The sequence below is a fragment of the Klebsiella variicola genome, assembly GCF_000828055.2.
Classification (GTDB): domain Bacteria; phylum Pseudomonadota; class Gammaproteobacteria; order Enterobacterales; family Enterobacteriaceae; genus Klebsiella; species Klebsiella variicola.
On sequence record NZ_CP010523.2, the window covers coordinates 3,642,544 to 3,656,619 of the forward strand.

At 58.2% G+C, this 14,076-nt stretch carries 12 protein-coding genes; all 12 read right to left on the reverse strand.

The features are described from left to right. Positions 1–94: 94 nt before the first annotated feature. The 12 genes from kdsB to SP68_RS17170 all read right to left on the reverse strand — a co-directional run bounded on the left by kdsB (position 95) and on the right by SP68_RS17170 (position 14,030). Positions 95–841, reverse strand: a complete 747-nt coding sequence (kdsB, locus tag SP68_RS17115) for a 3-deoxy-manno-octulosonate cytidylyltransferase (RefSeq protein WP_040975163.1) — start codon at positions 839–841, stop codon at positions 95–97. Beyond that, positions 838–1,020, reverse strand: coding sequence for a protein YcaR (ycaR, locus tag SP68_RS17120; protein WP_012542316.1), 183 nt, complete (start codon positions 1,018–1,020; stop codon positions 838–840). The genes kdsB and ycaR overlap by 4 nt, the downstream gene beginning before the upstream one ends. A 63-nt stretch (positions 1,021–1,083) precedes the next feature. Further along, positions 1,084–2,313 carry a winged helix-turn-helix domain-containing protein gene (locus SP68_RS17125; RefSeq protein WP_040975161.1) on the reverse strand — a complete coding sequence of 410 codons (1,230 nt, stop codon included), beginning with the start codon at positions 2,311–2,313 and terminating at the stop codon, positions 1,084–1,086. Positions 2,314–2,367: 54 nt separating this feature from the next. Continuing rightward, positions 2,368–3,348: a tetraacyldisaccharide 4'-kinase gene (gene lpxK / locus SP68_RS17130; protein WP_016160566.1), complete on the reverse strand. Its 981-nt coding sequence runs from the start codon at positions 3,346–3,348 to the stop codon at positions 2,368–2,370. Then, positions 3,345–5,093 carry a lipid A ABC transporter ATP-binding protein/permease MsbA gene (gene msbA, locus SP68_RS17135; RefSeq protein ID WP_004201387.1) on the reverse strand — a complete coding sequence of 583 codons (1,749 nt, stop codon included), beginning with the start codon at positions 5,091–5,093 and terminating at the stop codon, positions 3,345–3,347. Before msbA ends, lpxK begins: the two co-directional genes overlap by 4 nt. A gap of 36 nt (positions 5,094–5,129) precedes the next feature. Then, a complete protein-coding gene (locus SP68_RS17140) occupies positions 5,130–7,394 on the reverse strand; it encodes a ComEC family protein (RefSeq protein WP_040975159.1) in 2,265 nt (754 codons plus the stop codon). A 205-nt stretch (positions 7,395–7,599) separates the two neighbouring features. Next, complete coding sequence (ihfB, locus tag SP68_RS17145; protein WP_004100704.1) at positions 7,600–7,887, reverse strand: integration host factor subunit beta; 288 nt, start codon at positions 7,885–7,887, stop codon at positions 7,600–7,602. A 151-nt stretch (positions 7,888–8,038) separates the two neighbouring features. After that, positions 8,039–9,712 carry a 30S ribosomal protein S1 gene (rpsA, locus tag SP68_RS17150; protein ID WP_002898162.1) on the reverse strand — a complete coding sequence of 558 codons (1,674 nt, stop codon included), beginning with the start codon at positions 9,710–9,712 and terminating at the stop codon, positions 8,039–8,041. A gap of 133 nt (positions 9,713–9,845) precedes the next feature. Beyond that, entirely contained in the window at positions 9,846–10,529 is a 684-nt protein-coding gene (gene cmk, locus SP68_RS17155) for a (d)CMP kinase (protein WP_012542319.1), read from the reverse strand. A 174-nt stretch (positions 10,530–10,703) separates the two neighbouring features. Next, positions 10,704–11,987, reverse strand: a complete 1,284-nt coding sequence (gene aroA, locus SP68_RS17160) for a 3-phosphoshikimate 1-carboxyvinyltransferase (protein WP_040975152.1) — start codon at positions 11,985–11,987, stop codon at positions 10,704–10,706. Positions 11,988–12,060: 73 nt separating this feature from the next. Beyond that, complete coding sequence (gene serC / locus SP68_RS17165; protein ID WP_012542320.1) at positions 12,061–13,149, reverse strand: 3-phosphoserine/phosphohydroxythreonine transaminase; 1,089 nt, start codon at positions 13,147–13,149, stop codon at positions 12,061–12,063. A 188-nt stretch (positions 13,150–13,337) separates the two neighbouring features. Further along, positions 13,338–14,030, reverse strand: coding sequence for a DUF421 domain-containing protein (locus tag SP68_RS17170; protein WP_012542321.1), 693 nt, complete (start codon positions 14,028–14,030; stop codon positions 13,338–13,340). Positions 14,031–14,076: the final 46 nt, after the last annotated feature.

A 14,076-nucleotide genomic window follows, 5' to 3' on the forward strand; every position in this document is an offset into this window, starting at 1 on the left:
CCGCACCTGGGTTGTCATCGAATAAGATCAAAAAGGGACAAAAAAAGCGAAAAACCGGCGGGGATATCCCCCCCTGCAAGGAGGGGACAGGGGATTAACGCAGTTCAGCGCGGACGCGCTCCAGATCTTCCGGGGTATCCACACCGGTGCCGGGCACTTCTGCCGCCACGGCAACATGGATTTTCTCGCCATACCACAGCACCCGCAGCTGCTCGAGCATTTCAATCTGCTCCAGCGGGCTCGGCGCCCAGCTGACATAGCGGCGAATAAAGCCAGCGCGATAGCCATAAATGCCGATGTGACGCAGCAGGGAATCACCGATGTTCTCGCGGGAGTGGGCAAAGCGATCGCGATCCCAGGGTATGGTGGCACGGGAGAAATAAAGCGCATAACCTTGCGCATCCATCACCACTTTCACCGCATTTGGATTAAACGCCTCTTCCGCATCGTGGATCGGTACCGCCAGCGTCGCCATTCCACTGCTGCTGGACGCCAGATTCTCCGCCACCTGGCGGACGATCGCCGGGGGGATCATCGGCTCATCGCCCTGAATATTGACGATAATAGTGTCATCGCTGAACGCGCACTTCTCCACCACTTCCGCCAGCCGTTCGGTGCCGGACTGGTGATCGGCGCGGGTCATGCAAACTTCACCACCCGCCGCTTCAACGGCGCTGGCCACGTCCGGATGATCGGTGGCGACAATAATGCGATCCGCGCCGGATTCGCGCGCGCGCTCCAGCACATGGACAATCATCGGTTTGCCGTTAATGTCCTGCAGTGGTTTTCCCGGCAGGCGCGTAGAGGCGAAACGCGCAGGAATAATAACCACGAAACTCATGAGTGACTCTCTTCAACCGTCAGCGCTCGGGCCTCTGTCTCCAGCAGCACAGGAATACCATCGCGCAGCGGAAACGCCAGACTATCAAGTTTGCAAATAAGTTCTTGCTTATCCTGACTGTAATACAGCTTACCGTTACAGACCGGGCAGGCGATGATTTCAAGTAAACGGTGATCCATGTTTCCTCCTGATGGACCGGATAGATTTCACAGCAGCATATCACAGGAAGGTCGGCGCCGGGATCAATCGGCGTTGATTTCCCACCCCTGCTCCTGGCCGACAAACAGCCCTTCCGGCAAGCGTCGGCACAGGATCCGCTCCGCCGATTGCCAGCGCGCGAAGTCGTTAATCGCCCGGCGCAGCCCCTGCTCAAGGCCTCGGGTGATCTTCACACCCTCCTCCAGCCACAGGGAGAAGATCTCCAGCTCCTGGCTTTTGCGATGTATTTTACTGTCCATCCGCCCAACCAGTTTTCCCTGGTGCAGCAGGGGCAGTACGAAGTAGCCATACTGCCGCTTCGGCGCTGGGGTATAGCACTCCAGGCGATAGCTGAAGTTGAAGAGTTGCTCCGCGCGTTTCCGATCCCAGACCACCGGGTCAAAAGGAGAGAGCACGGCGCTATGGCTGGCGATCAGCTTACCACCAGGCGCTGACTCAAGCTGCGCCAGCGCGTCGCGATGCAACCACATCTCGCCGAGTGCTTCCACGTTAACCGGCACCACCAGGCCCTCTTCCTGCCAGGCAGCCAGCAGACCCGGTAGCGACGGCTGGCGCAAGCGATAGTAATCGGCCAGCCACTGGGGACGAAAGATACCGAGGCTGCGGGCGCTGTTGCGCAGCATGATGGCCTCTGCGTCTTCGCGGGACAGCGCGTCGCGTTCGTCATCCCAGTCCGGCATCACCCGCTGGGTTAAATCATACACGCGGTGAAAATTGCGTCGTTCCACCACCATCACTTCGCCGGCGGTAAACAGCCCTTCCAGATGGCGCTTATGCGGTTTCCACTCCCACCAGCCGCTGGCGCCTTTGCGCGGGTGGATAAAATCCGCCGAGCGAACCGGGCCGTTTTGCCCGATATGCGCCAGCAGCTCTGCAATACTCCCGGCATGCTCCTCCATCCACGCGCGATGGTATTTCCAGCCCATATTGTCGGGATTCAACATGCGATAGCGCACCAGGGCGAAATCGCTGCGCGGTAGAAAGCAGGCTTCATGCGCCCAGTATTCCATTAGCTCGCCGCTGCGCAACGACTCATCCAGCCAGTGCTGCGGATAGCTGCCGAGGCGGCTGAACAGCACCAGATAGGGGCTGCGGGCCACCACGTTGATGGTATCGATTTGCAGCAGCGACATCTGCTGGATGGTGGAAAGAATGTCTTTCGGGCGAGCGCGACGTCGGGGCTTCTTTAACAACCCCTGCGCCGCGAGATGGAGGTGGCGCGCCTCATTAAGCGATAATTGCAATACCGACATGCAGGTTCTCCGTCAGGAATTCCAGCACAGCGGCGAGCAAAGCCGGCGCGTCAGTTAACGTTGCGCCAACGTCGCTAAGTCCGCAAGCAACCGCTGTGCGCGTTCATCGGCCATTATGGCGTCGACCGGTAAATACCACCAGTTTGCGGCGGCGAAATCGCGACATTTCACCGCGTCTTTCTCGGTCATCAGCAGCGTCTGCCCGGTGGTTACCAGGGCGGCGACATCGGCCTGGCTCAGCGCCTGATGGTCTGCCAGCGCCACGGTTTTGACCGGCTGGACGCCACAGCTTTCAAGGGTGGCGAAAAAGCGCGGCGGATGGCCGATGCCGGCCATCGCCACTACGTTCGTGAAAGTCGAGACATCGCGACGTTCGCCGGTAAGCAGGTTAACCGCCATCCCGGGACGCAGTTGCATCGGGATCTCCCCCGGACGCGCCACGCCACCGTTAACGATAACCGCATCAACGCTTTGCAAGCGCGACGCCCGCTCGCGCATCGGCCCGGCAGGCAGCCACCAACCGTTGCCAAAGCGGCGTACGCCGTCGATAACGACAATTTCTCTGTCCCGCGCCAGCTTATAGTGCTGCAACCCGTCGTCGGTCACGATAATCTGCAGATCGTGCGCGCTGAGCAGCGCTTTCACCGCGTCGCTGCGCAGCGGAGAAACCGCCACCGGCGCGCCGGTACGCTGATGAATTAACACCGGCTCATCACCCGCCTGCGCCGTACTGGTCCGGTCAGTTAATACCAGTGGGTAGCGGTCGGCTTTACCGCCGTAGCCGCGAGAGACCACCCCCACGCGAATACCGCGCTGCTGCAACTGCTCCACCAGCCAGATCACCACCGGCGTTTTACCATTGCCGCCGGCGGTCAGGTTACCGACCACCACCACCGGCACCGGCGCGCGCCAGGCTTTTTGCCACCCCAGCTGATAGCTGAGGCGAATCACCGCGCTCACCAGGCCATACAGCCAGGAGAGCGGCAGCAGCAGGCGCCACAGCGGCGATTCCCCGGACCAGATGCGCGCGATCATTCGCCGAATTGCATCTTATGCAGCTGGGCGTACACGCCCTTATGCTCCAGCAGATCGTGGTGCGTTCCGCGTTCCACGATCCGCCCATCTTCAACCACCACGATTTCATCAGCCTGCTCAATGGTCGACAGACGGTGGGCGATAACCAGCGAGGTGCGGTTTTTCTGCAGCTCATCCAGCGCCGCCTGAATGGCTCGCTCGGACTCAGTATCCAGCGCCGAGGTGGCTTCATCAAGGATCAGGATCGGGCTGTTACGCAGCAGCGCACGGGCGATAGCAATACGCTGGCGCTGGCCACCGGACAGCATTACGCCATTTTCACCAATGATCGTATCCAGACCATTGTCCATCTTGTTGATGAAATCCATGGCGTAGGCCATTCGCGCGGCCTCTTCAATCTGCTCGCGGCTGTACTCTTCGGTACGGGCATAGGCGATGTTGTTGGCGACAGTATCGTTGAACAGATGCACGTTCTGTGAAACGAGTGCCACCTGGTCGCGCAGCGAGCTCAGCTTGTACTCGCGCAGGTCGTGACCATCCAGCAGGATCTGGCCGTCGTCAACATCGTAGAAGCGGGTGATCAGGCTGGCAATGGTCGATTTACCCGACCCTGAGCGCCCCACCAGCGCGACGGTTTTCCCTTCCGGGATATCGAGATTGATATTGCGCAGCGCGGCCACTTCGCGGCCCGGATAGGTGAACGTGACGTTCTCAAACTTGAGATTGCCTTTGGCCCGCTCAATGACCCGCGTACCTTCATCTTTTTCCTGCTCGGAATCGAGGATCGCAAACAGCGTCTGGCACGCCGCCATCCCACGCTGGAACTGGGCATTGACGTTGGTCAGCGACTTCAGCGGGCGCATCAGCGCAATCATTGAGGAGAAGACCACGGTAATGGTCCCGGCGGTCAGGGTGTCCATTACGCTCGGGAAGCTGGCGGCATACAGGACAAAGGCCAGCGCCAGCGACGCGATAAGCTGAATGATCGGGTCGGAGATAGACGAGGCAGAAACCATCTTCATCCCCTGCAGACGCATTTTATTGCTGACCTTATCAAAACGTTTGGTTTCCACCTCCTGGCCACCAAACATCAGCACCTCTTTATGCCCTTTCAGCATCTGCTCAGCGCTGGTGGTGACCTGCCCCATCGTGTTCTGCATATTCTTACTGATATTACGAAAACGCTTGGAGACCACGCGGATTGCTACCGACACGATCGGCGCCAGTACGATCAGGATCAGCGACAGCTGCCAGCTGTAATAGAACATCATCACGAACAGGCCGATAATCGATGCCCCTTCGCGGACCACGGTGATCAGCGCGCTGGAGGAAGATGAGGCGACCTGCTCAGAATCATAGGTAATGCGTGACAGCAGCGTCCCGGTAGACTGCTTGTCAAAGAAGGCCACCGGCATGCCCATCATGTGGCCGAACAGGCGACGACGCATGGTCATCACGACTTTGCCGGAAACCCAGGAGATACAATAGCTCGAGATGTAGCTGGTGATCCCACGCAGCACCATCAGCCCGATAACCACCAGCGGCATCCATAGCAGCACTGAGCGATCCGTTTTACCAAAACCATCATCCAATAACGGTTTAAGAAGCGATAACATGAAGGTGTCACTGCCCGCGTTAAGCACTAACGCCACCGCCGCGACGATTAGCCCGGCTTTAAACGGTGCAATAATCGGCCAAAGTCGGCGGAAGGTCTGCCACGTGGAGAGATCTTTATCGTTCTGCATTCAATAAACCAGCTTGTGTTGAAATAGCCGCATATTCTACCCGTTATCGGCGGGCGCGCCAAACCACTGATGATACCAACGTGGTAAAAGTTGATCCCGTAAGCTATGGATTTGCCACCCTTCTGCGGAAAAAACCACCGTTATCTGTCCCTGCTGCGGCGTGGCGAACCAGCGATACCCCCGCTGGCGATAGCGCTGAACCACCTTGTACGAGGGCATCCGCCACGCATTGTAGCGCGAAGCGGATGCCAGCGCGGCCTCACCCTCTACCCGGTGGACCAGCAATTCGCTGGAGGAGGTGTTGCTACCGTGGTGGGGAACCTGGATAAGTGTAGACGTCAGATGCTGCCAGTAACGGCTGATCATCGCCTGCTCCGCCTGACGTTCTATATCGCCGGTGAGCAGGATGCTGGAGCGACCATCATCGATGCGCACCACGCAGGAGTGATTATTACCCTTTGCCGTGCTGCCCGGCAGCGGCCACAGGGCCTGGAAGTTGAGTCCCTGCCATTGCCAGCGCTCGCCGCGATGACACGGCAGATGACGCGCCCAGCCTAAAGGGCTGCGCACCCACGCCTGCGGCCATGCCTGTAGCACTGAATTAAGGCCGCCGCGATGATCCAGATGCTCGTGGCTTAGCACAATGCCCTGCAGCTGCAGATGATGCCAGCGCAGCCACGGGATAATCACCTGCTGACCGCTGTCGCCCTGCGGCCATGCTGGCCCGGTATCATAGAGGAGCGCCTTGCCGTGACGTTCGATAACCATCGCCAGCCCCTGCCCGACATCCAGCATCGTCACCCGCCATTCGTCCGCGGGAAACGGCCTCCAGAAGGGCCGCATCAGCAGGAACAGCACGCTCAGACACAGGGCCGGGAAATGCCGCCAGCTCTGAAAACGCCAGCCCATCACCAGCAGCCACGGCAGGCTACTGATCCAGAGCCAGCGGGCGTCCAGCGGCAGCCAGCCGTCCGGTAAACGTCGTAATCCCCAAAACAGCAGCGCCAGCACGCGATCGGCCGCCAGCAAGAGCAACGACTCCACCATCCCCGGTCCCGTGAGATGCAGCAGCATCGCGCCGAGAATAAGCGGCACCGCCAGCAGGGTCACTAAGGGTACCGCCAGCAAATTGGCGGCCATGGACGTCAGGCTGACGCCATGGAAGAGCAGGAGCTGGAGCGGCATCAGCAACAGCGTCACGCCAGCCTGCAAATGAACGAGGGCGAACAGTGTCTTCCATGGCCAGCGCCAGCGGCCGGCAGGCAGCGGTACCCACTGAAACCAGAAGATCAACCCCGCCACGGCGAAAGCGGATAGCCACAGGCTTTGCGACAGCACCGCCAGCGGGTCGGTAACGAGTATCGCCCCCAGACAGCAGAGCCACACCTGCCACGCCGTCCAGCGTTGGCCCGACAAGCGTAAGGCGCAGCATACGCCCAACCCTACGCAGGTGCGCAGCGCCGGCGGCTGCATGCCGGTCAGCCAGGTATAGCCGACGGCGCCGGCCAGCCCGGCCAGCAGCGGCAACCGCCAGCCGATCCAGCGGCCCGGGAGAATATACTGCACGCCGCGCAGCAGGAGCACGATAAGGGAAGCCGCGAGGGCGATATGGAGACCAGAGATGGCCATCAGATGGGAGGTGCCCGTGTTCTGCATCAGGACCTTAATCGCCGTCGGCAGGGTCAGTCGCTCCCCCATCCCTAATCCCAGCATCACCGCACGCCAGGGATAAGGCTCCAGACGCCGGGTCAACGACGCCAGGTAGCGGGCGCGCAGGCTGCAGCGGGGATCCAGCGCGGAAGCTGCAACAATCCCCCCGCTCAGCGGCCGGTGCTGCGCCAGCGCATAACGCTGGCTGTCGAAGCCCCCGTCGTTGAGCTGCCCGTGCACCGGGCGCAGGCGCAGCGTCATCAACCAGTGCTGACCCGCACAGGCGGGCGCAGGTGTAAGTTCCCCGTACAGCGTCACGCCCACCGGGGGAAACAGGTAGCGGCCCGCCAGGCGCACAATCTGACCACGGTGCAGGGCCTGGCCATCCGTCTCGCTGAGGATCACTTCCGCCTGCCGGATGGCGCCGGTAAGGTGCCGGGTCGGCCACAGCGCCTGATGCGCGCTCAATACTCCCCAGATCATCAGCAGAAGCGTCATCGCCACACAAGCCATGGCCGTTCCGCGCAGGCGGGTCAGCAACAGCGCCGCAAGGCACGCGCTCGCCAGAACGTGCGGGCCCGGCAAGACGGGTAGCCAGAGTAGCGGCAGCATCGCGATGCTGGCGCATCCGGCAAGCCATGGTAGACGCATAAACACCTCCCTGTGAGCAGGCAGTGTTACGCAAAGCGACGGTGGCGTCCCGCCGCCGAATTCAGGCGTGCGTAGCGCCTTCCAGACAATCGTATCTGTTGCAGTCAGGCACGGTTTTTTTGCGAAGCTGGAGGTAAATCGCGGACACAAAAAAAGCACCCGCAGGTGCTTTTTTTATCATCAGGCAGGTTGCACGTCGTGCAACTTACTCTTCATAAATATTGGCGCGGTCACGTAATTCTTTCCCGGGCTTAAAGTGCGGAACGTACTTACCTTCCAGTTCGACTTTATCACCAGTTTTCGGGTTACGTCCGGTGCGAGGTGCTCGATAGTGCAGAGAGAAGCTGCCGAAACCGCGGATTTCAATGCGCTCACCTTGAGCAAGCGTTGAGGCCATATGTTCCAGCATTTCTTTAACAGCATCTTCCACCGCTTTCGCCGGAATGTGAGATTGCTGGCTGGCAAGTCTTTCAATCAATTCTGACTTGGTCATTATTCCTCCGGTTTCCTTCAAGGCAAAAATTAGCTAACAGCTTAAACAAGGGCGGCCGTAGCCGCCCTTTGTGCTTGATTACAGGACGAATCCTGCAATCTGTCAAGTAAACTCGTCACTATTCAGGTTGTTATTGCCTGAATGACAAAGATTACTCGCCTTTCGCTGCTTTGAACGCTTCAGCCATAGCGTTGTTGGAGAAGTTCGCGTCTTCCTGCTTGTTCACGGTAGCGATAGCGTCTTTTTCTTCCGCTTCGTCTTTCGCACGTACAGACAGGCTCACTACGCGGTTCTTACGATCCACGCCGGTGAATTTCGCTTCAACTTCGTCGCCAACGCTCAGAACCAGAGTTGCGTCTTCAACGCGGTCACGGGATGCTTCAGAAGCACGCAGGTAACCTTCTACGCCGTCAGCCAGTTCTACGGTTGCGCCTTTAGCGTCAACTGCAGTGACTTTACCAACAACGATAGCGCCTTTCTTGTTCAGAGCAACGTAGTTGTTGAACGGATCTTCCGCGAGCTGTTTAACGCCCAGGGAGATACGCTCACGCTCTGCGTCAACCTGCAGAACAACTGCTGCGATTTCGTCGCCTTTTTTGTATTCACGAACTGCTTCTTCGCCTGCAACGTTCCAGGAGATGTCAGACAGGTGAACCAGGCCGTCGATGCCGCCGTCCAGGCCGATGAAGATACCGAAGTCAGTGATAGACTTGATTTTACCTTCAACACGGTCGCCCTTGTTGTGGGTTTCCGCGAACTGCTGCCATGGGTTAGATTTGCACTGCTTCAGACCCAGGGAGATACGACGACGCTCTTCGTCGATATCCAGAACCATCACTTCCACAACGTCGCCAACGTTAACAACTTTGGACGGGTGGATGTTTTTGTTGGTCCAATCCATTTCGGAAACGTGAACCAGGCCTTCGACGCCTTCTTCGATTTCAACGAAGCAGCCGTAGTCGGTCAGGTTGGTCACGCGACCGGTCAGTTTGGTACCTTCCGGATAACGTTTAGCGATAGCTACCCACGGATCTTCGCCCAGCTGTTTCAGGCCCAGGGATACACGGGTACGCTCGCGGTCGAACTTCAGCACTTTAACAGTGATTTCGTCGCCAACGTTTACGATTTCGCTCGGATGCTTAACGCGTTTCCAGGCCATATCGGTGATGTGCAGCAGGCCGTCAACGCCGCCCAGATCAACGAATGCACCGTAGTCAGTGAGGTTCTTAACGATACCTTTGACTTCCATGCCTTCCTGCAGGTTTTCCAGCAGCTGATCGCGCTCTGCGCTGTTTTCGGATTCGATAACGGCACGACGAGAAACAACAACGTTGTTACGCTTCTGGTCCAGCTTGATGACTTTGAACTCAAGCTCTTTGCCTTCCAGGTGCAGCGTGTCGCGCACCGGACGAACGTCTACCAGGGAACCCGGCAGGAACGCACGAATACCGTTCAGCTCAACAGTGAAGCCACCTTTAACTTTGCCGTTGATAACACCGGTAACAGTTTCAGCGTCTTCGTAAGCTTTTTCCAGCGTGATCCAAGCTTCGTGACGTTTAGCTTTCTCACGGGACAGCAGAGTTTCACCGAAGCCGTCTTCTACTGCATCCAGAGCAACGTCAACTTCGTCACCAACCTGGATTTCCAGCTCGCCCTGGGCGTTTTTGAACTGCTCAGCCGGGATGGCGGACTCAGATTTCAGACCGGCGTCAACCAGTACTACGTCTTTGTCGATAGCAACAACAACACCACGAACGATGGAACCCGGGCGGGTTTCGATTTCTTTTAAGGATTCTTCAAACAGTTGAGCAAAAGATTCAGTCATGTTTAATCTTCAGGTTAATATTAACGTCCACCTGGCTCCGTGCCGGATGGGGTTGTTTCACATACCCGCTGACCATCCATTGCCGCGGGGTACTGCTATAATTCGGAGGCTTCGGCGCGCTACCGGTTAAGGCTCACGCAACGGCCAATTTTTCGCGCGCATATTGTAGCGCTTTTTCAATCACTTGCTCAATGTTTAGTTCTGTTGAATCGAGAACTAATGCATCGGCAGCCGGGACAAGCGGCGCCACGGCGCGATTTCGGTCGCGATCGTCACGCTCTTTTATCTCGGACAAAAGACGTTCAAAGTTAACATCAAAGCCCTTTTCCTGCAACTGCCGCATGCGGCGATGCGCCCGCTCATCGGCCGAGGCATCGAGGAAAATTTTCACCGGCGCGTCCGGGAAAACCACCGTGCCCATATCGCGCCCGTCGGCGATGAGCCCCGGCAGTTCACGGAAAGCACGCTGGCGGCGCAGCAGCGCTTCGCGAACGCGGGGGAAAGCGGCCACTTTCGAGGCGGCATTGGCGACCTCCTGAGTGCGAATTTCGCCGCTGACATCTTCCCCTTCCAGCACCACTTCCAGGGTGCCGTCAGTAGAAATAAAGCGCACGTCAAGATGGGCCGCCAGGGGCACCAGCGCCTCTTCGGACTCTACGTCAACATGATGATGCAGCGCCGCCAGCGCCAGAACGCGGTAGATCGCGCCTGAATCTAACAGATGCCAGCCCAGCGCTTCCGCCATTGCCTTGCACAACGTACCTTTACCCGCACCGCCAGGCCCATCAATGGTGATTACCGGAATATTCGCCGTCATCTTTTTCTCCTTCAGCAAGGCGCATGGAATATAAACGCCGCGCATTATACGCATCAATACGCCGGAAAGTGAGCATTGCTTGTAAATTACGGACTACAGGAAATGAAAAGCAGAAGTTTTGCGCAATTATAGCGGGCTGACAGGACATCAGCCCGCGGGATGACAAAGTTTTACTCAGGCGAGGGTACTGATCCGCGCCAGTTGCTCAAAATAGTCCGGGAACGTTTTGGCCGTACATTTGGGATCAAGGATGGTCACCGGCGTATCAGACAGCGCCACCAGCGAGAAGCACATCGCCATCCGGTGGTCGTTATAGGTGCCGATTTCAGCATATTTCAACTTTTCCGGCGGGGTGATGCGAATATAATCTTCACCCTCTTCTACCTCGGCGCCCACTTTACGCAACTCGGTCGCCATGGCGAACAGACGGTCCGTCTCTTTGACCCGCCAGTTGTAGATATTGCGCAGCGTAGTGGTCCCTTGCGCGAACAGCGCGGCGGTAGCGATGGTCATCGCCGCGTCCGGGATATGGTTCATATCCATATCGATAGCCTTGAGCTCGCCGCGGGTGCAGGCGATAAAATCGTCGCCCCAGGTCACGGTAGCGCCCATTTTCTCCAGGACGTCGGCGAAACGGATATCGCCCTGCACACTGCCGCGGCCGATACCGGTGACTTTTACCGTGCCGCCCTTAATGGCGCCAGCGGCGAGGAAATACGAGGCCGAGGAAGCATCGCCTTCCACCAGGTAATCCCCTGGCGACTGATACTGCTGCTTGCCGCGCACCACAAAACGCTGATAAGACTGATTGTCCACCTCAACGCCGAAGGTTTTCATCAGGTGCAGCGTAATGTCGATATAGGGTTTCGACACCAGATCGCCCTTAATGGCGATCACGGTATCCTGCGGCGCCAGCGGCGCGGTCATCAGCAGCGCGGTCAGGAACTGACTGGAGACGCTGCCGTCAACCTCGACGTTCCCGCCCTGAAAACCGCCGCGCAGGCGCAGCGGTGGATAATTTTCCTGCTCAAGATAGTCGATCTGAGCGCCGCCCTGACGCAGGGCATCCACCAGATGGCCGATCGGGCGCTCTTTCATCCGCGGTTCGCCGGTCAGCACAATATCGTTGCTGCCAAGGCACAGGGCCGCCGCCAGCGGACGCATCGCGGTTCCGGCGTTGCCGAGGAACAGCTCCAGCGCCGCAGCAGCGCGCAGCGGGCCGCCGTTGCCGGTCACTTCGCAGCGGGTGCGGTCGGCAGATAGGGTATATTGAACCCCCAGCGCACTCAGGGCATTCAGCATATGGCGCACATCGTCGCTGTCCAGCAGGTTGGTCAGCACCGTCGTGCCGCGGGCCAGAGCGGCCAGCAGCAGCGCGCGGTTGGAGACGCTTTTCGAACCTGGCAGGTTCACGGTGCCCTCTACGCGTGCGATGGGTTGTAACGTCAGGGATTCCATCAAACTTCACTCTCAAACAAACAGAATAAAAACCCCGCAGACAGGCCGCGGGGAGGAAGAAAGAAACAGGCGATTAACCGTGGCGGCGTTCGAAGTCCAGCATAAAGTCGGTTAACGCCTTCACGCCGTCCAGCGGCATCGCATTGTAGATGGAGGCGCGCATGCCGCCCACCACGCGGTGGCCCTTCAGCGCGTGCAGCCCGGCGGCAAACGACTCTTCGAGGAACAGTTTGTCCAGTGCGCTGTCCGCCAGCTGGAACGGCACGTTCATGCGTGAGCGGTTGGCTTGCGCCACATCGTTACGGTAGAACCCGCTGTTATCGATAACGCCATAAAGCAGTTCGGCTTTCTGCTGGTTGATTTTATCCATCGCAGCGACGCCGCCCTGCTGTTTCAGCCACTTAAACACCAGACCAGCCAGATACCAGGCGAACGTCGGCGGCGTGTTAAACATCGAGTCGTTCTCGCTTAACACGGTATAGTCGAGGATCGACGGACAGGCCACGCTGGCTTTGCCCAGCAGATCTTCACGCACGATGACCAGCGTCAGCCCTGCCGGGCCAATATTTTTCTGCGCGCCGGCGTAGATTACACCGAAGCGGTTGACGTCAATTTCGCGGGACAGAATGGTGGAGGAGAAATCAGCAGCGACGATGACGTCGTCGCCGAAATTCGGCGTATCATCAATCGCGATACCGTCAATGGTTTCGTTCGGGCAGTAATGCAGATAGGCCGCGCCCGGCGTCAGCTGCCACTCGCTCATCGGCGTAACAGCTCGCTTGCCATCGACAGTGATTTTCGCGTCGATAACGTTCGGCGCGCAGTATTTCTTCGCCTCTTTGACCGCGCTGGCGGCCCAGTAGCCGGCGTCCACATAGTCAGCGACGTTTTTATCGCCGAGGATGTTCAGCGGGATCCCCGCGAACTGGCCGCGGCCGCCGCCGTGGCAGAACAAAACTTTATAGTTGGAAGGGATATTCAGCAGAGAGCGGAAGTCCTGTTCTGCCTCTTCTGCCACCTGGATAAACTCCTTACCACGGTGACTGATCTCCATGACCGACGTACCCAGACCGTGCCAGTCGCACAGTTCTTGCTGAGCCAGTTTGAGTACTTCCGCCGGCAGCATTGCCGGGCCCGAACTGAAGTTATAGACCTGAGCCATTTCCCCTCACCACGTTGCTATGTTGTTTTGCCCGCGAACCGCCGCGGGCATAAGTTATTCCTGTGGCTATCGGTTTTATCATTCAGTGACACGGTCCGCAATGGCTAAAACTCGCCGACGGTAAAACGCGGCCACCGTCACACAACAGAATCTATCGGCTTGACGTAATAAAACCGACATATTTGCTGTCAGGTGAGTCGTTTCGCTCGGCTGGCCTTCGACCATTCTGCATTTGCGCAGCGGGAACATATTCGCTTTTCTCCCGCCTGCATCGCCATCACGATGCTGCAGCGTACGCAGGCATAGATCCCCTCCTGCGGAATCGTGGTGTAACGCGCGGTACAGTGGGTAGGCAGGATAGACAACCCCGCTCTGACCTCTTCATCCGGATAATAAAACACGCTGATCTGCCCGTTGGTTTCAAGGATCGCCAGCCGGACCTGGCCAAGCTGCTCGACGCTGTTGACCCGCAGCTCCATAAAGAATTCGAATTCGGTCATGTTTTCCGCATGCAGCTTCTCCCACGCCAACTGCCCCTCCTCGACCACCACGATAGGTTTACCTTCCAGGAGATCCTCCAGCTTTTCGCTGTGCCCCATCAGCCACATGATGCCGCGATACAGCAGCGCCAGCGTGATGAAGACCACCAGCACCGGCAGTAGCGGTACATCGTCATAAAACGCCACGTCCCCTGCCGCCGAACCGAGGGTCAGAATAATCAACACCTCGAACAGCGACATCTGCCGCACGCCGCGCCGTCCGGTAATCTTGAGGAAAATAAAGACCAGAACGAAGGTATAGAGGCTGCGCAACGCCACCTCGGCAAGAAACTCCACCGGCACTTTATCGAGCGCCATCCGCTGCCAGTCAAAGGCTTTCATCTATCATCTCCCTGTGGGTCATAAGTTGCCTCTAAGCATAGCCAGA